The organism is Enterococcus sp. DIV0682, from assembly GCF_051712685.1.
Lineage (GTDB): Bacteria > Bacillota > Bacilli > Lactobacillales > Enterococcaceae > Enterococcus > Enterococcus faecalis.
In genome coordinates this window covers 1340030-1360802 of record NZ_JBIOPK010000001.1, presented here as the reverse complement: position 1 = coordinate 1360802, position 20773 = coordinate 1340030, and the positions used below count along the sequence as shown (strand labels likewise).

Sequence of the window (20773 nt, the reverse complement as noted above, 5' to 3'; positions counted from 1 at the left end):
GCCTAGCCTTGATAAGCAAAGACGACTTTACTATCATAAAGTTTCAACACTTTTTCAAATAAGAATTTTGAGAATAAACCCGCGACAATTGGAACAACAAACCAAGAAAAGAGTAAAGGTAAGATCCCTAAGCCCGCATCCAATGAAGCAAGTGGCCCCACGAGTCCAACCAAGCCAAATCCAGCCGATTGTGGGGTTCCTGAAATGTTGAATAGAACCACAGGAATTGCTGAAATAGTCGCTGTAAATAAACAAGGAATTAAAATAATTGGGTATTTAAATAAGTTAGGCATCATCATTTTCATACCGCCCAAAGAGACAGCCAGTGTCACTCCCGATTGGTTGACATTCCAAGAATTAATCACAAGAACAACAGTTGTGGCTGCAATTCCCATTGCGGCAGCACCTGCAGACAAGCCATTCAACTGAATCGCCAAACCGATTGCCACAGTAGTGATTGGTGAAATAATCAGTGCAGCAAATGAACAAGCAATTAAAATACTCATGATAATTGGCTGGAAATCAGTAAAATTGTTAATCACTTTACCAATGGCGACCGTGATCTGTGTCACATATGGGTAAATCAACATGCCAAACAAGCCTGCACCTACTCCAACAACGATCGGTAAAGCAATGATTTCCACTGAACCGAATTTTTTATCGATGACTAATAAAAGTAAGACTGCAACAGAAGCGGTAATCATAATATTAATGATGTCACCAGTGCCTGCACCAATAAAGCCTTTCACTTCTGAATTAAATTTAATCACGCCAGAGCCAGCAAATGCTGCACCGCCAGCAATCATCATTTTCTGTGGCGTTAAGCCAAATTGAAAAGCAATCAGTCCACCAATAATTAAAGGGGTGGCTAGTTGGAAAATTTGCGCCGCATGAATAATCATTTCGATAATCTTGTATTCTGCAAAATATTTTAAAATGGCTCCTAATACAGCATTGGGAATTAAGGCAATAATGGTGCCGGAAGCTGTTCCAGCTAACACTTTGTTAAAAAATATTCTTGGGGTTAATTGAGCATCCAGTTTATCAGTGGGCATTTTCAACACTCCTATTGATTATTTTTGTTTTTTTAGAATAAGTTTGAGAATGATTGAACTTTCTGTTAGATAAAGAGCGGCCTCAAAGAAGAGCGTTTATTTCTTTGAGGCGCTTTTTATTTAACTAAAGTAAGGAACGATTTTTAATATACATCCGTATCCGCATTATATTTCGCTAAATTATCTTTAACATCTCGCAAGAACTTACCTGCTTGTTGTCCATCTAAAATTCGATGATCAATAGAAAGACATAAGTTAACCATATCTGCCACTTTAAAGCCTCCATCTGCGGTTGGCACAAGGCGTTTATTAATTGACTCTACTTGTAATATCGCAGCTTGTGGATGGTTAATAATTCCCATCGATTGGACGGAACCTAGTGTTCCAGTATTATTAAGAGTAAAGGTCCCTCCTTGCATTTCTTTGCTTGCTAGCGTTCCTTGTCGGACTTCTTGTGCCAAGCGATTGATTTCTTTAGCTAGCCCTGCAATCGAATAGTTATCCGCTTGTTGAATCACTGGCACGTAAAGATGCTCGTCTGTCGTTACAGCTATGGATAAATTAACATCTTTATGATAAATAATTGAGCCATCATCCCAAGATGTATTGATTTTTGGATTTTTCTTTAACGCTTGAATGACTGCTTTGGCAAAAAATGGGAAGAAGCTTAGAGACAGGCCTTCTTGTTGTTTAAATTCATCTTTTAATGAATTTCTAAGTTGGACTAAGTTGGTCACATCCGCTTCCACCATTAACCAAGCGTGAGGGATTTCGTTGACACTTTGGACCATTTTTTTAGCAATTGCTTTACGTACAGGATCTGCAGAGACAATTTTATCTGTGGTTGTTTCAGTTGGACTAGCTGTTGCGGCGCTTTCATTTTGCGAAGCAACTGGCTCCTCTGAAATTGAAGGGCTAGTTCCTGGACTCACTGTTTTCTCAGGTGTTCTTGCCTGTGTTGGTGTAAAGTTTGTGACATCTTTTCTAGTAATCCGACCATCACGTCCTGTCCCTGTAACTTGTGTTAAATCAATCTTTTTTTCTTGGGCAATTTTAAGGACTGCTGGGGAATAACGACCATTATTTTTTTGATGGGACGTCGCAGTGCTTGTTGTTTCAACCATTTCATGTTCTTGTGCTTGTTCCGCACTTGCTTCTTTCACTGGTGCTAAAGTAGCTTCTTCTGTTTTTTCGGTTGTTTCTTCTGTCTCTAACGTCATCACCGCTGTTCCGATGGGCACATCTGTATCTAGAGAAATCAGAAATTCTTTTACTACACCATCAAAATCTGATGGGACTTCCGTGGTGACTTTATCAGAAACGACTTCCATTAAGGGATCATAGCGTTTCACTGAATCTCCTGGTTTAACTAACCATTGGACAATGGCTGCCTCTGTGACACTTTCGCCTAGATGAGGCATTTTGATTTCTTTTGTGGCCATTTATTTTTTCCTCCTTGCTTCAATTAAAATTCTGCTAATTCTTTCATTGCTGCTAATACTTGCTCTTCATTGATTAAAAATTCTCTTTCTAAAGGTAATGCATAAGGCATGCTTGGACAATCAGGTCCTGCAAGTCGTTGAATCGGTGCATCTAAATCAAAGAGAGCATCTTCTGAAATCATTGCCGCAATTTCACTCATCACGCTGCCTTCTTTATTGTCTTCTGTTACGAGTAAGACCTTCCCTGTTTTCTTAGCTGCAGCTACTAATGTTTCGCGATCTAAAGGATATAATGAGCGAACATCGACGATTTCGGCATCAATTCCTTCAGCGGCTAGTTTTTCCGCCGCAGCTAAAGCTAATTGCAAGGTCATGCCGTAACTAATCACGGTTAAATCACTACCCGTTCTAACGACATTGGCTTTGTCAATTGGTACGATATAATCATCTGCAGGCACTTCATCTTTTAGTAAACGATATAAACGCTTATGTTCGTAAAAAATGACTGGATCATCGGAACGAATCGCTGCTTTAATCATCCCTTTTGCATCATAAGGATTAGAGGGGGTCACAACTCTTAATCCTGGTTGTCCACAAAAAACTTTTTCTGTAGACTGAGAATGATACAGCCCACCACGAACACCGCCGCCATAAGGGGTCCGATAAACGATTGGCGCAGTCCAATCGCCTTTTGTTCTATAGCGCATTGTCCGAGCCTCTGATAACAATTGATTGGTTGCAGGCAAAATGTAATCCGCAAATTGAAATTCACCAATTGCGCGATAGCCCATTAAACCTAAGCCGACAGCTAAACCACCAATTAAGCCTTCTGTTAACGGTGTATTAAAACAACGCTCGTCACCGTATTTAGCAGCCAAGCCCTTTGTTACACCGAACACGCCGCCTTTGTCGCCGCCGACATCTTCTCCAAAAATAACTACTTTTTCATCACGAGCCATTTCTTCAGAAATTCCTAAGTTAATTGCTTCTAAATAAGTCATCTCAGCCATTATATTTCTTCTCCTCTTCTCTTATTTTGCATACACTTCTTCTAAAATTGATGTCGGTACAGGATCTGGCATTGCTTCTGCTTCATCCGTTGCTTGATTGATTTCTGCACGAATTTCTTCATCAATTTTGGCAATGTCTTCGTCTGTTAAATAGCCCTCTTCTAATAATTGTTTTTCAAAAAGCTTCACTGCATCGTTCTTTTTCATCTCTTCAATTTCTTCTTTTGAACGATAAACAGATTGATCATCGTCAGCGGAATGAGAAGTCAAGCGAGAAACCATTAATTCAATCAATTTTGGTCCTTTTTTCCCGCGAGCCGCTTTTACTGCTTCTTTAAATGCTAGATAGACTTCAGTAAAATCACTACCATCAACGGTTACACCTTCAAAGCCATAAGCTTTCGCGCGATCGGCCATTCGTTTATTGGCATACTGTTCTTCAATTGGGACAGAAATCGCATATTCATTATTTTCAACAACAAAAATGACTGGTAATTTTTTTACGCCTGCAAAGTTCATAGCTTCTTGGACTTCTCCTTGATTGGCAGAGCCTTCCCCAGTGGTAGTCAATGCAACAAAATCAGCTTTTTGAAGTTGCGCTGCATAACCAACACCTGTCGCTAATGGCATTTGTGTACTTACTGTTGAAGAGAAGGAAACAATATTATGCTCTTTTGAACCATAATGATTCGGCATTTGACGACCATGGGAAGAAGGATCCGCTTCTTTTCCAAAAGAACCCATTAAAATATCTTTGGAGGTCATGCCCCAAACCAAGCACGCGGTCATATCACGATAATACGGTAAAAAATAATCTTTTTGAGGATCAAAAGCCATCGCCATCGCTACTTGTGCAACTTCTGCCCCTTGACCAGAAATATTGAAAGAGGTCTTACCAATCCTTGTTAATTGCCACAACCGTTCGTCTAAACGACGTCCTCGTAGTACTTGACGATATGCCTGAATCAATTCTTCTTTTGATAAACCCGATTTTTTAAGCGTTTTCATTTTCATCAACCTTTCTCTATTTGTGAATCGCTAAGCCATAAGTATCTAAGGCTGCTTCTTGCAATACTTCTGTCATTGTTGGATGCGCATGGATTGCTTCACCAATTTCAATGGGCGCGGCATCTAAATACATGGCAGTACTTGCTTCGGCAATTAAATCCGTGACATGTGGCCCAATCATAGAAACCCCTAATAAATCATCGGTCTTCTTGTCACGAATTACTTCTATAAAGCCATCTGTTTCTCCATAAACAAGTGATTTACCATTACCATTAAAATTAAAGGTACCAATCACTACTTCTTTATCTGCTGGTAAAGTTTCTCTAGTATAGCCGACACTTGCTATTTCAGGATTTGTATAAACACCTCGAGGCACGTTTGTATAATTTAAAGGTTCAACTGTCTCGCCTAAAAGATGCTGAACAGCTAACTCTCCTTCTTTCATAGCCACATGTGCTAGTTGGAGTGTATCGATACAATCACCGATCGCATAAATATGTCCTTCTGTGGTTTGATAAAATTCATTTACTTCAATGCCTTTGTCAGTATATTTCACTGAGGTATTCTGTAACCCTAACTTATTGATATTGGGTTGACGCCCAATTGCTACCATGACTTTGTCAACAGCGAGGCTTTCTTGTCCTGCAACTTCTACTTGAACCTTCTGCCCGGTAACTTTCGCTTCTTGGACTTTGCTACCTAATAAAATGTTGATTCCTCGTTGCTCTAAACGTTTCTTTAATTCTTTAGAAATTGTTGCACTCTCATTTATAAGTAAACGATCCAAAAATTCAATGATAGTTACGTTGACACCTAAACTATTTAATAAAGAAGCCCACTCGACACCAATAACGCCACCACCAATAATTGCAATTGATTCTGGTAGCTCTTCTAATTCAAGCATCCCATCAGAAGATAAGATAAATTCTTCATCCAATGGCAAATTAGGTAACGTTTTAGGACTAGAGCCTGTCGCAATAATGACATTTTTAGGAACGATAATTTCTTCTTCTCGTGTTGGATCATTAAACGTAACTGCCACTGCGCCAGAGACTGGTGAAAAAATGGAGGGACCTAAAATCGCACCTTCGCCTGCTAAAATTTTGATTTTATTTTTCTTGCATAAGCCTTCAACACCTTTGTGCAACTGCTCAACAATTCCTTCTTTTCGTTGTTGTATTTTAGAAAAATCAATGGACGCTGCCTCTGTTTCAATCCCAAAAGAAGCCGCTTGTTTTAAGGTATCAAAAACCTCTGCGCTTCTTAATAAAGCTTTTGTAGGGATACAGCCTTTGTGCAAACAAGTGCCACCTAATTTGTATTTTTCAACAATTGTGACGTTTAGCCCTTTTTGTGCGGCTCGAATTGCTGCTACATAGCCTCCTGTTCCGCCACCTAAAATCAGTAAATCTGTTTGTTCCGCCATTTTGATCACTCCTGCTCAATTTTTGCTTCACTATAATTTAAAGCTTGTTCTTCCCCTGTTAATACTCGATTGACGCCTTCATATAAAGCAGCCATCTCCATTTCACCTGGGTAAACCTTAATTGGTGCAATCCAAGTGACTTTTTGACTAATTTCTTGAACAACGGTTTGCGAATAGGCTGCGCCCCCTGTTAAAATAATTGCATCAATTGTGCCTTCAAGAACTACGGCCATCTCGCCAATACTTTTTGCGATTTGGTAACACATTCCTTTTAAATAGTAATTTGCTGTTTGATCACCTGCAGCTATTTGTGCTTGGATATGCCGTAAATCTGTTTCACCTAGGTATGATTTAAGACCGCTATTCCCCGCAATTAGCTTTTTCACTTGGCTAATCGTTAACTCCTGTTCAAGTATCCATTGCGCAAATTCAACGAGCGGTAAGGCGCCACTGCGTTCAGGCGTATAAGGACCTTCACCATCAAGCCCATTTACCACATCCACCATGCGGCCTTTTTGATGCGCCCCCAAGCTAATGCCCCCACCTAAATGAACAACGATAAAATTGCTTTGCTCATATGTTTTCCCTAAATCCTCAGCGATTTTTCGAGCGACCGCTTTTTGATTTAAGGCGTGACCAACGCTACGCCGCTGAATGCCTTTTAATCCAGAAATCCTGGCTAATGGCTGTAGCTCATCTACAACAACAGGATCGACAATAAAGGCTGGCACGTGATATTTTTCTGCAAACTCATTAGCTAAAATCGCCCCTAAATTTGAAGCATGGGTATTAAAGCGTTCTGTCCGCAAGTCTTCTAGCATTTGTTGGTCGACAAGATACGTACCGCCAGGAATAGGCTTAAGCAAACCACCACGCCCCACGACAGCGGCTAATTGTGTGATGTTATGTGTTTCTAAAAATTCCGCGATCATTTGTTTTCGAAATGGTGTTTGACTGACAACATTTTCAAAAGGTGCCAATTCTTGGACGCTATGTCTAAGCGTTTCTTCTGCCAAGCAATCATGATTAGCAAAAAGCGCTAACTTCGTGGAGGTCGAGCCAGGATTAATAACCAATACTGTTTCCATTGTTTTCTGCTCCTTTTTTTAAACTTGTCTCATGGCAAATCTTAATGAATGGAATTTGCTTTCTGTTGAATCGCTTCTAGATGTTAAAACGACTGGGACTTTTGTGCCAACAATCGTTCCTCCCACTTTGGCGTGCCCAAACAAGGTTAATGATTTGTATAAACAATTTCCAACATCAATAGTTGGGACCACTAAAATATCTGCATCCCCCATGATAGGACCGCTGTAACGTTTATGCGCAACCGCTTCTTCAGAGGTCGCTAAATCAAGCGAAAGTGGCCCAAAAACCGTAGCCTCTTGTTGACCATTAAAATGTGCCGTGACTTCTTTTGCTAAAACAGACGAAGGCATTTTAGGATTGAAATTTTCCGCTGCGCTTAACAAAGCAATTTTCGGGTGATGCAATCCCAATTTTTGGGCGACTTCTTTAGCATTTTCAACAATTTCAATGAGGGTTGCTTGAGTGGGAGCGATATTCATCGCACAATCGGTTAACAAGAAGGTTTTTCCTGCAGGCAGCTCCACCATTGCTACATGGGAAAGAATCGGTTTATTTTTTAATTGATGCTCACTTTTCAACATTTCTTTTAGTAATGTGTGGGTCTGAATAATTCCTTTCAATAAAATTTGTGCTTGACCAGTTGCAACTAAACTGACAGCTTCCTGTGCTACCGTGGCCTCATCTGAGCAATGAACATATTTCCAGAGATTTTCAGTATCAAGATTTTCATTTGTATCAAATACAATAAACTGCAATGGTTGCTCGGCTTCTTTTAGTGCTTTTTTAACTAGCTGTAAAATCTCTGGTTGTGAACCTCCTGCAATTGAAACAGTGATCATTTTCTCACCTCATTTTTTCTTCTTTACACTTTAAATCTACCTCAGTATGTAAGCGCATACAAATTGTTAATTTTTATGTCCTTATTAATATTTTTTATAGAGAAGGAAAAGCTTAGTAAATCAAGCTTTTCTTTCTCTAAACAATTGTTATCTAATTTACTTTTCATGAAAAAACTTCTTTTCTAAGAATGAAAGGAAAACTTATGCTTCGGCACAGCTGTTTATTTATGTCAGATCCTAAAGCATGTTATACTTTAGATACTTATTTTTAGGAGGAATTAAATGGCACTACTACTATTCTTTTTGTTTATCGCCCTACTAGGATTTGGTATATTAAAAATTAATAACCGCAGTATCCTCGGCGGTATCACTCTGGCTTCTGGCACCTTATTGTCATTAGTCACCTTACTATTTATCGGACTAGACAAAATTTATTTACATTTTAAGAATGGCGACCTAATTACTTTGGCCATTGCTTATCTATTAATTCCCGCTGTGTTTATCGGCATTTGCCTTTACTTTATTTTTAACTCACGTACGATGCAAACGAAAGAAGGCAAAAGTGTCACGGCTAAATTGTCTGCTGGCCTAGGGCTGAACTTATTAATTGCTTTACCCGCCTTTCTATATTTATTATCAGTTGGCACAGCGCAAATACCTTATGTGCTTTTTCTGTTCTTACTTTTTCTATTGTTAATGGATCTTTTGCTGACCTTTCTATTTGCTGCTTACGTCTTGTATTCATGGATGTACCAAATGATTCCTTTAAAAAAAGCGGTTGATTATATCATTGTTTTAGGTTCGGGAATTCGTAGCGAGGAAGTACCTCCACTTTTGAAGAGTCGGTTAGATAAAGGGATTGAATATTATGAAAAAAATCCCACCGCTAAATTTGTAGTCAGCGGTGGTCAAGGTCCTGACGAACCTGTGGCCGAAGCTTTCGCAATGAAAAAATATTTGCTTTCACAAAATATTCCTGCAGAAGCAATTTTGATGGAGGACCAATCCACAACCACTTATGAAAATATGTTGTTTTCTAAAGCAATAATTCAGGCAGATTGGCAAAAGATGCCGTCTGATTCTAAACAACCCTCTGTTATTTTTTCAACAAATAACTATCATGTCTTACGAGGAGCTATGTATGCCCATCGTGTCGGCTTAAAAGCTGAAGGTGTCGGGGCGCCAACTGCCTTATATTTTTTACCAACTGCTCTAATCCGAGAATACATTGCCTTACTGGTTCATGATAAGCGAATTGTGCTTTTTGTTTTTCTACTTGTCACTTTTCTTTTAGGAATCAGTATCTTACCCATCTAAAAAAACAGCGACTCACATTTTTGTGAGTCGCTGTTTTTATTCTTTTAATATAAAAAGGTTTAATGAACGTAATTGGCTATCAATGCAATCAGCCATAAATGAAGCGGATAGAATCCGTAAAATAAATATTTGAAAAATGGTGCTTTGCTTCCTCTCTCACCATTGTAAAGCGATATAAATGGTAACACAGTGATAAACATAAAATCAGAATTATAAGCTAACATTTCAATTGTCGTTGGCCAATCTCCCAACCATTGAAAACTTGTAACTAAGAAAAAGAGCGCTAATGCACCATATAAACAGTTCCGTAAGACAAGTCTCTTTCTGGCAAGATACGTAATCAACATAAAAGGTAACATCACAACGCCACCTTCAGCAAACATTGCTCCTATTCCTAAAATGGCTAATATACTAATCAATAAAACAATTTTTAAACTGATTTTTGGCATCTCTAGCATCGCTTTTGTCACAATTAACATACTGACACCAAGGGCTAAGGTGAAGAAAATATTGTTGTGAACAGCAACAGCTGGATTATTCACTAAATGATTTAGAAGCGTATTTCCAACAAACATGATTGCTGCCCAAATATACAAACGACCATTGTAACGATAAACATTCCGTGTATAGTTGAACCCTTCTACAGCCATGTAACCAAAAAACACACCGACACAACGAGTAATTACATGAAAAATCAGTGCCCATTCTGGCGGAACAAAATAACTAATATGGTCAAGAACCATTAACCCCATCATCAATAACTTTAAGCGATTTGCGTTCATGAATCGTCTCCTTTATTTTTTCTACAGAAACTATCATATCTTTTTATATAACAGAAAACAACGAACATTCTTGTTAGATTCAACCATTCTTTTTGTCACTTCCGTTAAACTTGGTACCGCAAAGATAAGTCTTCAAATAAATAATGTTGGTATTTAAATTGTTCAAAATGAATTTTTCGAATTTCTTGCTTAATGGCTATTAAGCATTCATCGACCGTCATCAATGATTCTTCTTTCAGAAGCGCCTCTTCTATTAATAATTTGCATTGGCAGTCAATCAATAAAAGTTGACTATAGAATGTGTAAAATGTTTCTTTATTTAATTTTTCAATCAAATTTTTAGCTTGATTCTGCAGCTTTTGATAACATTTGGTCAATTTTTGATAATCCATTAAATCAACTAACTGACCTTGTTTTAACATGTTACTAAAGTCTAAATCCCAAAGCATTTCTTTAGTCGGCTGTTGCAATAAATAATACATAGAATGACTACTAATAATTTCAGTGGTCGGTTCTTCAATTGTTTCATAAAAAGTCACAAAATATTCTCGCTCAATCACAGTAATAATTTCTTCTTCTGAAAGCTCACAATCTTCTAAATTTTGATAGAATATCAATAATTTAATCCGCTCATCTATTTTATTCAGCGAAGCGACTAATTCAGGAAAAAGAACCGACTGACAATTCTCTACTAATTCTCTTGCCTTATTTTGTTCATTTTTATAAAAGCTGTATAACTTTTTCCGCTGTTTTAACGAGTTTAATAAGTTATCGGGTATATTCCAGTAATATTGTTTCTTCATAGCATTCCCACTCTTCTTTTTTATGTACAATTTTACAAAATTGGTCTTAGCCAATTTCGTCTCTAGTTATTCTATCAAAAAAGTGACGCTTTTTTACTGACAATAATTACTCGTTTTACGCCCAAAAAGTGAAAACTCAGCTGTTAAGTAATTATTGGGGCTTGTTTCTCGCGGGCCGAAAAAACTTTTTCCTTTTAAAAGTCCAGAAAAAGACCTACACTAGAGATAGACAAACGTTGGAGGGATTTAAATGGATTTACACTTAACGAATAAATTAGCATTAATTACTGGTTCAACCAAAGGAATTGGCAAAGCAATTGCGATTGAAATGGCTCGTGAAGGGACCGATGTCATTATCAATGGGCGCAATGAAGCCGAAGTAATCAAAGTTGTTGAAGAAATACAAACAATGTTTCCAGACACTCATCCTCAAGCAGGAACTGCCGATATTTCCATTGAAAGTCAACGAACTACTTTACTTGAAAAATTCCCTAAAGTCGACATTTTAGTGAACAATATGGGGATTTTTGAGCCAATGGAATACTGGGACATCGATGACGCCACTTGGGAAAAATTTTTTACTGTGAACGTGTTGTCAGGCAATGCATTAGCAAAAGCTTATCTACCTAAAATGCTTGCACAAGATTTTGGTCGCATTATTTTCATTGCTAGCGAAGAAGCGGTGATGCCTTCTGGCGAAATGCCCCAATATAGCATGACAAAAACGATGAATCTTTCCTTAGCTAAAAGTTTATCTAACTTAACTGTTGGCACACATGTCACCGTTAACACGGTTATGCCTGGCTCAACCCTTACCGAAGGTGTAGAAAAAATGTTGGAAGATATGTACGCTGATTCAGACATTCCCAAAGAGGATTGGGAAAAAGATTTCATGAAAAATCATCGTTCTCGTTCACAAATCCAACGGCTCATTCGACCAGAAGAAATTGGTCGTTTTGTTACCTTTGTGGCCAGCCCAGATTCTTCTTCTTTCTCAGGAGAAGCCTTAAGAATCGATGGCGGCTTAGTTCCAACAATCTTCTAAAATAAACAAAAAAGACAGCCAGCAAAAATTCACATTTTTTGCTGGCTGTCTTTTTAAGCATATTAATTGATTACTTACCAAAAGTAAGTTATATTTATCTCGAATTCGAAATAAAAAGAGGTGAAACAATGACCCAACAGCAAGAAGCTTTAAAAGCCTATATCGGTTTATTAAGAACCAGCCATCGACTAGAGCAACTTGCCAAGCAAGATGTCACTTGTTATGACTTAAACATTACAGAATTTTCAGTGTTAGAGCTGTTACTCCATAAAGGTCCTCAGACCATCCAAAAAATTAAGGAGAAAATTTTAATTGCTAGCAGTAGCACCACTTATGTTATTGACCAATTACATAAAAAAGGCTATGTAACGCGCACCCCCAGTGAAAAAGACCGACGCATTACTTACGTTGAATTAACAGAAGCTGGAAAAACATTAATTAAAGAAATTTTCCCGACGCATGCAAAGCGAATTGCAGAAGCATTTGAACAACTCTCTTCCGAAGAATTAACACTTCTTCAAAAAACTTTACGAAAAATAACAAATGAAACGAAATGAGGAAATAATGATGAAAAAAGAAGATCAATTATTAGGAATCCACCACGTTACAGCTATGACAAGTGATGCAGAAAAAAACTATCACTTCTTTACGGACGTTTTAGGGATGCGTTTAGTCAAAAAAACAGTGAATCAAGATGATATCTATACTTACCACACCTATTTTGCCGATGATTTGGGTACACCAGGTACAACCATGACCTTTTTCGATTTTCCCAATAACCCTAAAGGATTAAAAGGAACCAATACAATTTCAAGAACAGGGTTCCGGGTTCCTTCAGATGCAGCTTTGACTTATTATGAAAATCGCTTCAATGAATTTGCTGTCAAACACACAGGTATTTCTGAAGAATTTGGCAAAAAAGTCCTTCGCTTCTGGGATTTTGATAATCAAGCGTATCAATTAATCTCTGATGAATTAAATCAGGGCGTTGCAGCGGGCACCCCTTGGAAAAAAGGACCTGTCCCTACAGAATTTGCGATTTATGGCTTAGGACCTGTCGAAATAGCTATTTCCTATTTTCATGAATTCAAAGAAGTCTTTGAAGAAATTCTAGGCTTTCACGTAGTGGCACAAGAAGGCAATCGCTATTTACTAGAAGTTGGCCAAGGTGGCAATGGTGCCCAAGTCATTTTGGTAGACGATGATACTAGCTCACAAGCGCAACAAGGATATGGTGAAGTACATCACGTTGCATTCCGCCTAGCGGATCGTAAATCACTTGGGACTTGGCAAGCGCTCTTTGATCATTTAGGCTTACAAAACTCTGGCTATGTCGATCGTTATTACTTTGAATCATTGTATGTTCGTATTGGGCATATTTTAGTCGAATTAGCCACCGATGAACCAGGATTTATGGGGGATGAACCTTACGAAACATTAGGAGAAAAGTTATCTCTTGCGCCATTTTTAGAAAACCGTCGTGAGTATATTGAGAGTGTTATCAAGCCTTTCAATACAAAACGAGCCTAAGGAGGAAAAAACATGCATTCAATTTTTAAAAAAGGACATCCTGAAGCACCTGTCTTTGTGCTACTTCACGGTACAGGTGGTGATGAAACATCTCTCCTACCAATTGCCCAAGAACTAAATAAACAAGCTACTGTGCTAAGTATTCGTGGTGATGTTTCAGAAAATGGAATGAATCGTTATTTTAAGCGCCTAGCGGAAGGTCATTATGACTTAGAAGATCTAGAAAAACGCGGCGAGGCGCTTCATAAGTTTATTCAACAAGCCGCTAACGAGCATCAATTTTCATTGGATAAAATTATTTTTATTGGCTATTCAAATGGGGCCAATATCGCTATTCAATTATTGCTTACTCATCCCGACAGCTACCATCAAGCTGTCCTCTATCATCCCATGTTTCCTGTTGAATTGACCAATCAACCAGACTTGACCGACACTTCTGTTTTATTATCTCTAGGAGAGCATGACCCGATTGTCCCACTTCCTGAGAGTATGCGTGTGATTCAATTATTTCAGAATCATGGAGCAACCGTACAAGAGGTTTGGACACAAAGTCATCAATTAACTTATCAAGAAATTAAGGAAACACAAACTTGGTTGGCACATCTGTCCTCTTAACAAAAAAGTGAGGTCGGGACAGAACCGTTTAGCTCCGAGAAATAAGAAGAAATTTCCGAAAATTGCTCTTTAATTTTTGGAGAATTTCGGCTTATTTCCGAAGGAGTTAGTTCTGTTCCCGCCGTTTATCAGGTTTTGAGCCTGGGACAAAAATCTCTTTGGATTTTTGTCCCAGGCTCACTTTTTCTATTTTAAGATAATTCACTGTCTGAGCTTCTTTTTATTCTGCCATTTGAACAACTATTTTACCAACTGCATGGTGCGTTTCACTGAGTGCATGTGCATCATAAATCCCTTGTCTAGAAAAAGGGAAAACTTCACCAATAATTGATTTCACTTTTCCAGCTGCCATCAAATCAGCAATTTTTTGTAATTGTTCTCCATTTGGTTGAAGCCAAATACTTTCAGCAGAAATATTTTTTTCGGCTGCCAATTGTTTATCTTCAATGCCCACAATTGAAACAAGACGACCTGTGTTTGGTTTTAAGACGTCAAAACTATTTTTTTGAACCTCACCACCCATTGTATCAAAGACCAAATCAACATCAGCTAATACCTCTGCAAAATTCGTTGTATGATAATCAATCACTTCATCTGCACCAATTTTTTTCAGTAAGGCATGATTTTTTGCGCTAGCGGTCGTGATGACATGTGCGCCCGCTTCTTTTGCTAGTTGAATCGCATAAGTACCGACCCCACCTGCACCAGCATGAATTAAAACAGTTTCTCCTTCTTTAAGGTGACCATGATCAAACAATGCTTGCCAAGCGGTTAAACCAGCCAACGGAACGGCAGCCGCTTCTTCAAAGCTAATTGTTTCAGGGATTTTTGCTAATAAATGATCATCCACAATCGTTACTTCTGCATAGGTACCAAAACGAGTGGTTTCAGGACGAGCAAAAACTTTATCGCCAACTTGCCAATCCGTTACTTGACTCCCCACCTCTGTAATCACACCAGCGACATCCCAACCAAGAATAATCGGAAAGGACCAATCAAACATCTGTTTTAAATATCCTTCACGCAATTTCCAATCAATCGGATTAATTGATGTCGCGTATTCTTTTACCAACACTTGATGTTCCGATAATTCTGGCAGTGTTACTTCTGCTTCTTCAAGTACCTCTTTACTTCCGTACTGATTAATCACAACAGCTTTCATAAACCAACTTCCTCTCATTTGTTTCATTTTTCACACTTTTAGTATACGCCTATTGCCTTCTTTTTATATAAGAATATGCTTTAGTTAAATTGAGAGAAAGTGTATTCATTATTAATCTCGATCTGTTTTAATTTAATTAGTTATGCATTTACGCGTTTAATTTCACGATGTTTATTCAATAAATAGGCCAAACCAAGATTAATGCCAACAAAGCAACTGATTGTCAGAAGAAGTGGTAGGACAGTAAAACCAGTGGATTGATAACCAACCATTGCTTGCAAGACATGGAGCATTCTCAGGCGCATTGGTGCCCCCCCTAATTGTGCAATCGTGCCCAGTAAAATAGGAATCATTAATAACAGCAATAAAACAATGAGTTTTTTTACGCCATCTATCCGATCATTAAAGACACCTGCTAACAAGCCAAGTGAGCCGCTAAGCATTAGTAAGATAAAAAAGAGCAACCACGACATGAAAAAGTTTCCTTGCGCATAGACATCAATTAATTTCATTGATAATTGAAAATGAGAAATGAAATTGCCGCTAAATACTTTAATCAGTACAAGTACAGCCAAGGATCCAACCAAAGATAAAATAGCATTACTTACAAAATTCACCAAAAAAATCGTCCAGCGGGAAAGCCCGTTTTGAATAAACAGTTTAAAATCTGTGTTTACCCCTAAAAATGATAGTATCCCCATAAAAACCAGACAAGGAATTACTGCATCAGAGCTGACAGTATTTACGTCGTTAGAAAAGAGCAAGCCAATAAGAGGAAAAAGAATGCCGAACAAAGCATAAAAGCCAAAATAAATTGCTAAAGAACGGACTTGATAAATAACACGATACTGCAAAGCTGTTTTAAATTTCATTTTACTTTTCCTTCTTTCTATTGGTTAATTGTACAAAATATGTTTGTAAATTTAGCGGCGCAATTTGAACCTCTGCTTTTTCAGTCGGCAAGTCGCCGTACACGTAAGCCGTAACTGCTCCACCTAAAGTGTCCATGCCTAAGATTTCCAATGACTGAGTATAGCGCTCTACTTGTTCTTTCGGCCCAGAAACAATGCGACCGTTTTTCAAAATTGTTTCAATAGATTCTGCGCGAATCAATTTTCCTTGATCAATGATGATAATATCTTCTAATAAATTCGCAATTTCTTCAATCAAATGGGTGGAAATCACAAACGTACGGGGACGTTCTTGGTATGTCTCAATTAAATAAGTATAAAATAATTCCCGATGATTGGCGTCTAAACCTAAGACTGGCTCATCTAAAAAAATATACTCACAGGGGACGGATAGCGCCACTATTAGTTTAGCAATACTCCGATAACCAGTTGATAATTTTTTGAATGTCTTTTTGCCATCTAAATCAAAATCGCTTAACATTTGTTCGGCTAAAGACCAGTCAAAGGATCCATAAAAACCTTCAGTCGTTTTAAAAATATCTTTAATTTTTAACTGAGGAGGAAATAAATTATCTTCACTCATTAAGTAAATATGATTCAAAGCAGCCTCATTATCGGTCACTGTTTCTCCCGCCAATTGAACGGAACCTGAAGTGGCAAAACTTCGATTATTAATGATATTTAATAACGTACTTTTACCAGCCCCGTTTCTGCCTAAGAGCCCATAAATCGTTTCTTTTTCAAAAGTAATTGAAATATTATCTAGTGCTTTTTTTTGATGATATTTTTTACTTACTGATTCCACCCGCAAACTCATGCGTCATACCCTCTTTCAATTAGTTGTTTTAATTGTTCAGCTGTAATCCCTAATTTTTTAGCTTCTGCGACAACTTCTAAGACTTCTTTATTTAAAAATTCTTCTTTCCGTGCACTTCTTACTCTCTCTTGAGCGCCTGGTAAAACAAACATGCCAATCCCCCGTTTCTTTTCAATCAGCTGTCGTTCTACTAATAAATTCATTCCTTTTAAAACGGTGGCTGGATTGATTTGGTAACTTTTTGATATTTCTGTGGTTGAGGGAATTTGTTCGCCTTCTAAGTAAGCGCCATTAAAAATTCCTTCGGCAATCTGATCGGCTACTTGCTGAAATAAAGGCTTTTCCCCCGAAAAATTAAATTCCATTTTTACACCTCACTTAAACGGTTAACTACTTATGTAACTAACTATATATCTTAGAAATTCTTTTGTCAATAAAAAAAACATTGTTTCCAAAGAAATTTTTCTTTGAAAACAATGGCTATACTGTTGAATTTATTGAATGGTTTCGTTCTTATAGGGTTCCATTGTACAACAATTCATCGGTTGTTTCGTTGACAATTTTTAAGCGATTTTGTTTTTTGATCAAAATACTTTTATAGGTTGTTCCTGTAGCCTTTTCTTCCATCACAAGAATGCGTTTATACTCATTATCAGTGACTTGCTTAATCGTTGTTTGATTCAAGGACGGAATTTTTTCTTTTAGCGTTTTTTCTTCCGCCAGACCTTTTAAGATTTCTGATTCTGTAGTGGAACTTGTGGATTTACTAGAATCGCTTGATACACCTTCGTTATTAGACGCACTTTCAGATGACTTGCGACTTGATTCGGTTACTTTAGGCTGTGATGATTCACTGGTATTGGTTGAATTCATTTGAGTTTGGGTTTGATTCCCACATGCACCAATTAGCAACCCAACGCCTAAGATAGAACTTGCTAAAATTGTTTTTCTAATCATTTGCATGACCTCCTACATCTATCATTACTTTAACCTTAACATTTTTCAGCTAAGAGAACAATTTTTCAGATTAGAAAAGACCACTAGTCGTTATTTAAATAAACGAACTAGTGGTCTTACTTATTTAGGAATGATCTTCATATGAGTGAGTGGGTAATAAACAAATTGTGCTTTCCCTAAGATTTGATCTGCATGTATTGCACCAAAAGAACGGCTGTCTTTGGACATACGGCGATTATCACCAAGCACAAAATAGCTATCTTTAGGTAATTTTTCTTGCATTAACAATTCTTTTGAATCAAAATTCGTAGTGTAAGGCATCGTTTCATGATCTTTTTTTCTGTTTTTAGTTAAATACGGTTCAGCGATTGGCTGATTATTGACATATAATTGATCGTTTTCGTAACGCACAGCTTCTCCTGGTAAACCAATCACACGTTTAATCAGAATCGATCCTGTGTCTGTTTTAAAGACCACCACATCAAACCGTTTAATGGCGGAGAATTTTTCCATCACAATCATATCTCCTTGATTCAAGGTTTTTTGCATAGAATGGCCATCCACCCGAACAGGAATCAGGAAAAATCCTCTTAAAATAAAAACGGCTACGATTGCTGGTACTAAAATTTTCAGAAAGTACATTAAATACCCAACATAATCACGTTTCTTCTTCAACTTCGTGCCACCTTTTTCTAGTTTTTTTGAATTTCTTTGACTGCTGTATCGTAAGCAGCGTCATTTTCAAGAATTAATTTACCTAAAGTGGCTTCAATTTTTGTGGCTGTTTCATTGTCGATTTCTCCAGTTACAGGCAAGCCATTTTTCTGTTGAAGATCGCTAACCGCTGCTTTTGTTTCTGCGGTGTAGTTTGCATTGTTTTCATCAACAGGATACGCTAATACAGCTAAAATAGCATTTAAGTTCTGAATATCTTCAGATTGATCTCCTTCTTTTAGCGTTTTATCGCGAGGAATCAATTTTAAATAGGCATACTCGGGGTAATCAGCTTTGATGGTTGGTTCAATTCCTTTTTCGTTGATCCATTCGCCTTTTGGTGTTAACCATTTTAAAACAGTCAATTTTATTTCGGTTTGGTCATTTAAATCTTTCACCGTTTGGACCGTTCCTTTGCCAAATGTTTTCGTTCCAATTAATGGGACATTCGCAGATTCATGCAGTGCTGCAGCAAAAATTTCGGATGCACTGGCACTATTGCCATCAATGATAACTGCAACAGGTTCTTTTACTTTAAAGCCGCCGTCTAATTCTTTGGAAGCAACTTCTTTCATCGTACGTCCTTTTTTGTCTTCAAATTGAACAATTGTTTCGCCATTTTTTAAAAACATACTGGCCATTCGCTCTGCTTGATCTAGCAGTCCACCAGGATTTTGGCGTACATCAATTACAAAGGATTTAGCTCCTTTGTCACGTAAATTCGTGATTGTTTCTTTCAATTCTTGATATGTTTTTTTACCAAAGGACGTAATTTTAATCGAGCCAATTTGTGCATCATTTTTGTCTAACTCACCAGTCACTGTTTTAACGGGAATTTTCCCACGTTTGATTGAGATATTTTTAGTTTCTCCCTCTCTTTGGATAGTCAATTCAACGGAAGTTCCTTTTTTACCTCGGACTTTTGAGACGACTTCTGCTAGTTTCATCCCTTTTGTAGCTGTACCATCAACCTTTTCAATAATATCGCCTTCTTTGATTCCCGCTTTTTCAGCTGGGGAATCTGCTACAGGGGCCTCTGCTACAACTGGTTCGCCATCTTTCATTGTCATAGTGGCACCAATTCCTTCAAAATCACCAGATAAGCTTTCGTTTAAATCATTGGCAGCAGATTCATTTAGATAAGTTGAGTATGGGTCTCCAATGGCTTCAGACATGCCTTTTAAGGCGCCTTCAACTAATTCATTTTTATCTACTTCACCTACATAATTGGTACTAATTTCATTATATAAATCCTGCACTTTGCTTAAATCAGCATTGGTAATTGCCCCTTCTTGACTCATCTTTTTAACACGATGATCAAAATAAATATAACTACTTCCTCCAGCTAAAAATGCGACACAGAGGAGCGAAATAATATATTGATAAAAAGGAACAGTTCGTTTGTTCTTCATAGATTTCATCTCATTTCTAACAAATTCGTCACTACTTTTGTTTACTATAACATGAATGAAAAAAGAGGAAAAGCTTTGTTTGCTTTTCCTCTGGATTTATTTATTGTTTTCAAGGTACTTTTCCCATAACTCATCAAAGATGTCCATGTTGCTTAAATAGTCAGCATTCATTTCTAAATAAGAAGAAAGTTCATGATAATCCTCGGTTTGTTTTGGAAACTGAATATCTTTGGCCGCTTCATTGGCAAAATCAGTTTCAGGATCTTTAGCCGGACCTTTTAATGTCATTAAGTAATGGTAAAAGCTTCGTCTCATGTAAATTAGTCACTCCATTTTTCTTCGATAAATTCACTTCTACGTTGATGGGACAATCCATAACGCAAAGCGTCTTTTTTATAAAAGTCTTGATGGTATTCTTCAGCAGGATAAAATGGTGCTGCTGGTTCGATGGTGGTAACAATTGGTTCTGTAAAACGGCCGCTATTAGCTAGACGTTCTTTACTTTTCTCAGCAGTTTCTTTTTGTTCTTGAGAACGATAAAAAATAACTGGCCGATAATTATCGCCGCGGTCTTGAAACTGACCGAAAGCATCAGTAGGATCCGTTTGTTGCCAATAAATCTCCACTAATTGTTCGTAAGAAATAATCGCTGGATCAAAAGTGATTTCTACTGCTTCCGTATGGCCTGTTGTGTGTGTTAGAACCTGTTCATATGTTGGATTAGGCACGTGCCCACCTGTATAACCCGAAACAACTGAGATAATTCCTGGTTGTGTATCAAAAGGCTGCACCATACACCAGAAACAGCCGCCTGCAAAAATTGCTTTTTCTTCCATCTC

22 protein-coding genes and 2 pseudogenes are annotated in these 20773 nt (G+C 37.7%); 5 read left to right on the top strand and 19 right to left on the bottom strand.

What is annotated here, in order from left to right:
* Nucleotides 1-2 precede the first annotated feature (2 nt).
* The 8 genes and pseudogenes from IGK96_RS06530 to ptb form a co-directional block, all read right to left on the bottom strand.
* Nucleotides 3-1055, bottom strand: a complete 1053-nt coding sequence (locus tag IGK96_RS06530; RefSeq protein WP_002384478.1) for a PTS sugar transporter subunit IIC — start codon at nt 1053-1055, stop codon at nt 3-5.
* 143 nt (nt 1056-1198) lie between these two features.
* Nucleotides 1199-2134: pseudogene (locus IGK96_RS06525) on the bottom strand (dihydrolipoamide acetyltransferase family protein); the annotation flags it as partial.
* A 192-nt stretch (nt 2135-2326) separates the two neighbouring features.
* A pseudogene (locus IGK96_RS06520) lies at nt 2327-2476 on the bottom strand (biotin/lipoyl-containing protein); the annotation flags it as partial.
* A 44-nt stretch (nt 2477-2520) separates the two neighbouring features.
* Nucleotides 2521-3507 carry an alpha-ketoacid dehydrogenase subunit beta gene (locus IGK96_RS06515; protein WP_002357475.1) on the bottom strand — a complete coding sequence of 329 codons (987 nt, stop codon included), beginning with the start codon at nt 3505-3507 and terminating at the stop codon, nt 2521-2523.
* A 21-nt stretch (nt 3508-3528) separates the two neighbouring features.
* Nucleotides 3529-4521, bottom strand: coding sequence for a thiamine pyrophosphate-dependent dehydrogenase E1 component subunit alpha (locus IGK96_RS06510; RefSeq protein ID WP_002360226.1), 993 nt, complete (start codon nt 4519-4521; stop codon nt 3529-3531).
* A 10-nt stretch (nt 4522-4531) separates the two neighbouring features.
* On the bottom strand, nt 4532-5941 hold the full coding sequence (lpdA, locus tag IGK96_RS06505) for a dihydrolipoyl dehydrogenase (RefSeq protein WP_049095385.1): 1410 nt from the start codon (nt 5939-5941) through the stop codon (nt 4532-4534).
* Between the two features lie 5 nt (nt 5942-5946).
* Entirely contained in the window at nt 5947-7029 is a 1083-nt protein-coding gene (buk, locus tag IGK96_RS06500; RefSeq protein WP_002397335.1) for a butyrate kinase, read from the bottom strand.
* 18 nt (nt 7030-7047) lie between these two features.
* Nucleotides 7048-7869 (bottom strand): branched-chain phosphotransacylase, encoded by an 822-nt coding sequence (gene ptb, locus IGK96_RS06495; RefSeq protein ID WP_016617354.1) that lies wholly within the window; start codon nt 7867-7869, stop codon nt 7048-7050.
* 282 nt (nt 7870-8151) lie between these two features.
* On the opposite strand from ptb, the gene IGK96_RS06490 reads away from it, so the two are divergent.
* Nucleotides 8152-9186, top strand: a complete 1035-nt coding sequence (locus IGK96_RS06490) for a YdcF family protein (protein WP_071646715.1) — start codon at nt 8152-8154, stop codon at nt 9184-9186.
* Between the two features lie 59 nt (nt 9187-9245).
* Here IGK96_RS06490 and IGK96_RS06485 read toward each other — a convergent pair whose 3' ends face one another.
* Nucleotides 9246-9968 (bottom strand): TraX family protein, encoded by a 723-nt coding sequence (locus tag IGK96_RS06485; protein ID WP_085443108.1) that lies wholly within the window; start codon nt 9966-9968, stop codon nt 9246-9248.
* Nucleotides 9969-10072: 104 nt separating this feature from the next.
* Complete coding sequence (locus IGK96_RS06480; RefSeq protein ID WP_002398752.1) at nt 10073-10825, bottom strand: DUF7006 family protein; 753 nt, start codon at nt 10823-10825, stop codon at nt 10073-10075.
* A 196-nt stretch (nt 10826-11021) separates the two neighbouring features.
* Between IGK96_RS06480 and IGK96_RS06475 the strand changes: the two genes are divergently transcribed.
* The 4 genes from IGK96_RS06475 to IGK96_RS06460 all read left to right on the top strand — a co-directional run bounded on the left by IGK96_RS06475 (nt 11022) and on the right by IGK96_RS06460 (nt 13961).
* A complete protein-coding gene (locus IGK96_RS06475) occupies nt 11022-11816 on the top strand; it encodes an SDR family NAD(P)-dependent oxidoreductase (protein WP_002360217.1) in 795 nt (264 codons plus the stop codon).
* A gap of 128 nt (nt 11817-11944) precedes the next feature.
* Nucleotides 11945-12373 (top strand): MarR family winged helix-turn-helix transcriptional regulator, encoded by a 429-nt coding sequence (locus tag IGK96_RS06470; RefSeq protein WP_002380343.1) that lies wholly within the window; start codon nt 11945-11947, stop codon nt 12371-12373.
* A gap of 10 nt (nt 12374-12383) precedes the next feature.
* The gene (locus IGK96_RS06465; protein ID WP_085443107.1) at nt 12384-13346 is read left to right on the top strand and encodes a ring-cleaving dioxygenase; all 963 of its coding nucleotides are present in this window, start codon (nt 12384-12386) and stop codon (nt 13344-13346) included.
* A 12-nt stretch (nt 13347-13358) separates the two neighbouring features.
* On the top strand, nt 13359-13961 hold the full coding sequence (locus IGK96_RS06460) for an alpha/beta hydrolase (protein ID WP_002361880.1): 603 nt from the start codon (nt 13359-13361) through the stop codon (nt 13959-13961).
* A 220-nt stretch (nt 13962-14181) separates the two neighbouring features.
* Here the strand turns inward: IGK96_RS06460 and IGK96_RS06455 are convergent, their stop codons facing one another.
* From IGK96_RS06455 to msrA, 9 genes are all read right to left on the bottom strand, one after another.
* On the bottom strand, nt 14182-15150 hold the full coding sequence (locus IGK96_RS06455; RefSeq protein ID WP_002394481.1) for an NADP-dependent oxidoreductase: 969 nt from the start codon (nt 15148-15150) through the stop codon (nt 14182-14184).
* Between the two features lie 113 nt (nt 15151-15263).
* The gene (locus tag IGK96_RS06450) at nt 15264-15995 is read right to left on the bottom strand and encodes a hypothetical protein (protein WP_002357455.1); all 732 of its coding nucleotides are present in this window, start codon (nt 15993-15995) and stop codon (nt 15264-15266) included.
* Nucleotide 15996: 1 nt separating this feature from the next.
* Nucleotides 15997-16851 (bottom strand): ATP-binding cassette domain-containing protein, encoded by an 855-nt coding sequence (locus IGK96_RS06445; RefSeq protein WP_085443106.1) that lies wholly within the window; start codon nt 16849-16851, stop codon nt 15997-15999.
* Nucleotides 16848-17216, bottom strand: a complete 369-nt coding sequence (locus tag IGK96_RS06440) for a GntR family transcriptional regulator (RefSeq protein ID WP_002357453.1) — start codon at nt 17214-17216, stop codon at nt 16848-16850. The genes IGK96_RS06445 and IGK96_RS06440 overlap by 4 nt, the downstream gene beginning before the upstream one ends.
* 148 nt (nt 17217-17364) lie before the next feature.
* Nucleotides 17365-17814 carry a hypothetical protein gene (locus tag IGK96_RS06435; RefSeq protein WP_002371090.1) on the bottom strand — a complete coding sequence of 150 codons (450 nt, stop codon included), beginning with the start codon at nt 17812-17814 and terminating at the stop codon, nt 17365-17367.
* Nucleotides 17815-17928: 114 nt separating this feature from the next.
* Nucleotides 17929-18483 (bottom strand): signal peptidase I, encoded by a 555-nt coding sequence (lepB, locus tag IGK96_RS06430; RefSeq protein WP_002382369.1) that lies wholly within the window; start codon nt 18481-18483, stop codon nt 17929-17931.
* A gap of 17 nt (nt 18484-18500) precedes the next feature.
* Entirely contained in the window at nt 18501-19943 is a 1443-nt protein-coding gene (locus tag IGK96_RS06425) for a S41 family peptidase (protein WP_002369330.1), read from the bottom strand.
* An 87-nt stretch (nt 19944-20030) separates the two neighbouring features.
* Nucleotides 20031-20249: a YozE family protein gene (locus tag IGK96_RS06420; RefSeq protein WP_002357449.1), complete on the bottom strand. Its 219-nt coding sequence runs from the start codon at nt 20247-20249 to the stop codon at nt 20031-20033.
* A 5-nt stretch (nt 20250-20254) separates the two neighbouring features.
* Nucleotides 20255-20770, bottom strand: a complete 516-nt coding sequence (gene msrA, locus IGK96_RS06415) for a peptide-methionine (S)-S-oxide reductase MsrA (RefSeq protein ID WP_002398324.1) — start codon at nt 20768-20770, stop codon at nt 20255-20257.
* Nucleotides 20771-20773 lie beyond the last annotated feature (3 nt).

Excerpts from the sequence above, each read along its gene's own strand:
- IGK96_RS06530 (WP_002384478.1), bottom strand. The coding sequence starts at position 1,055 with ATGCCCACTGATAAACTGGATGCTCAATTAACCCCAAGAATATTTTTT.
- IGK96_RS06515 (WP_002357475.1), bottom strand. The coding sequence starts at position 3,507 with ATGGCTGAGATGACTTATTTAGAAGCAATTAACTTAGGAATTTCTGAA.
- IGK96_RS06510 (WP_002360226.1), bottom strand. The coding sequence starts at position 4,521 with ATGAAAATGAAAACGCTTAAAAAATCGGGTTTATCAAAAGAAGAATTG.
- lpdA (WP_049095385.1), bottom strand. The coding sequence starts at position 5,941 with ATGGCGGAACAAACAGATTTACTGATTTTAGGTGGCGGAACAGGAGGC.
- buk (WP_002397335.1), bottom strand. The coding sequence starts at position 7,029 with ATGGAAACAGTATTGGTTATTAATCCTGGCTCGACCTCCACGAAGTTA.
- ptb (WP_016617354.1), bottom strand. The coding sequence starts at position 7,869 with ATGATCACTGTTTCAATTGCAGGAGGTTCACAACCAGAGATTTTACAG.
- IGK96_RS06490 (WP_071646715.1), top strand. The coding sequence starts at position 8,152 with ATGGCACTACTACTATTCTTTTTGTTTATCGCCCTACTAGGATTTGGT.
- IGK96_RS06485 (WP_085443108.1), bottom strand. The coding sequence starts at position 9,968 with ATGAACGCAAATCGCTTAAAGTTATTGATGATGGGGTTAATGGTTCTT.
- IGK96_RS06475 (WP_002360217.1), top strand. The coding sequence starts at position 11,022 with ATGGATTTACACTTAACGAATAAATTAGCATTAATTACTGGTTCAACC.
- IGK96_RS06470 (WP_002380343.1), top strand. The coding sequence starts at position 11,945 with ATGACCCAACAGCAAGAAGCTTTAAAAGCCTATATCGGTTTATTAAGA.
- IGK96_RS06465 (WP_085443107.1), top strand. The coding sequence starts at position 12,384 with ATGAAAAAAGAAGATCAATTATTAGGAATCCACCACGTTACAGCTATG.
- IGK96_RS06460 (WP_002361880.1), top strand. The coding sequence starts at position 13,359 with ATGCATTCAATTTTTAAAAAAGGACATCCTGAAGCACCTGTCTTTGTG.
- IGK96_RS06455 (WP_002394481.1), bottom strand. The coding sequence starts at position 15,150 with ATGAAACAAATGAGAGGAAGTTGGTTTATGAAAGCTGTTGTGATTAAT.
- IGK96_RS06450 (WP_002357455.1), bottom strand. The coding sequence starts at position 15,995 with ATGAAATTTAAAACAGCTTTGCAGTATCGTGTTATTTATCAAGTCCGT.
- IGK96_RS06445 (WP_085443106.1), bottom strand. The coding sequence starts at position 16,851 with ATGAGTTTGCGGGTGGAATCAGTAAGTAAAAAATATCATCAAAAAAAA.
- IGK96_RS06440 (WP_002357453.1), bottom strand. The coding sequence starts at position 17,216 with ATGGAATTTAATTTTTCGGGGGAAAAGCCTTTATTTCAGCAAGTAGCC.
- IGK96_RS06435 (WP_002371090.1), bottom strand. The coding sequence starts at position 17,814 with ATGCAAATGATTAGAAAAACAATTTTAGCAAGTTCTATCTTAGGCGTT.
- IGK96_RS06425 (WP_002369330.1), bottom strand. The coding sequence starts at position 19,943 with ATGAAATCTATGAAGAACAAACGAACTGTTCCTTTTTATCAATATATT.
- IGK96_RS06420 (WP_002357449.1), bottom strand. The coding sequence starts at position 20,249 with ATGAGACGAAGCTTTTACCATTACTTAATGACATTAAAAGGTCCGGCT.
- msrA (WP_002398324.1), bottom strand. The coding sequence starts at position 20,770 with ATGGAAGAAAAAGCAATTTTTGCAGGCGGCTGTTTCTGGTGTATGGTG.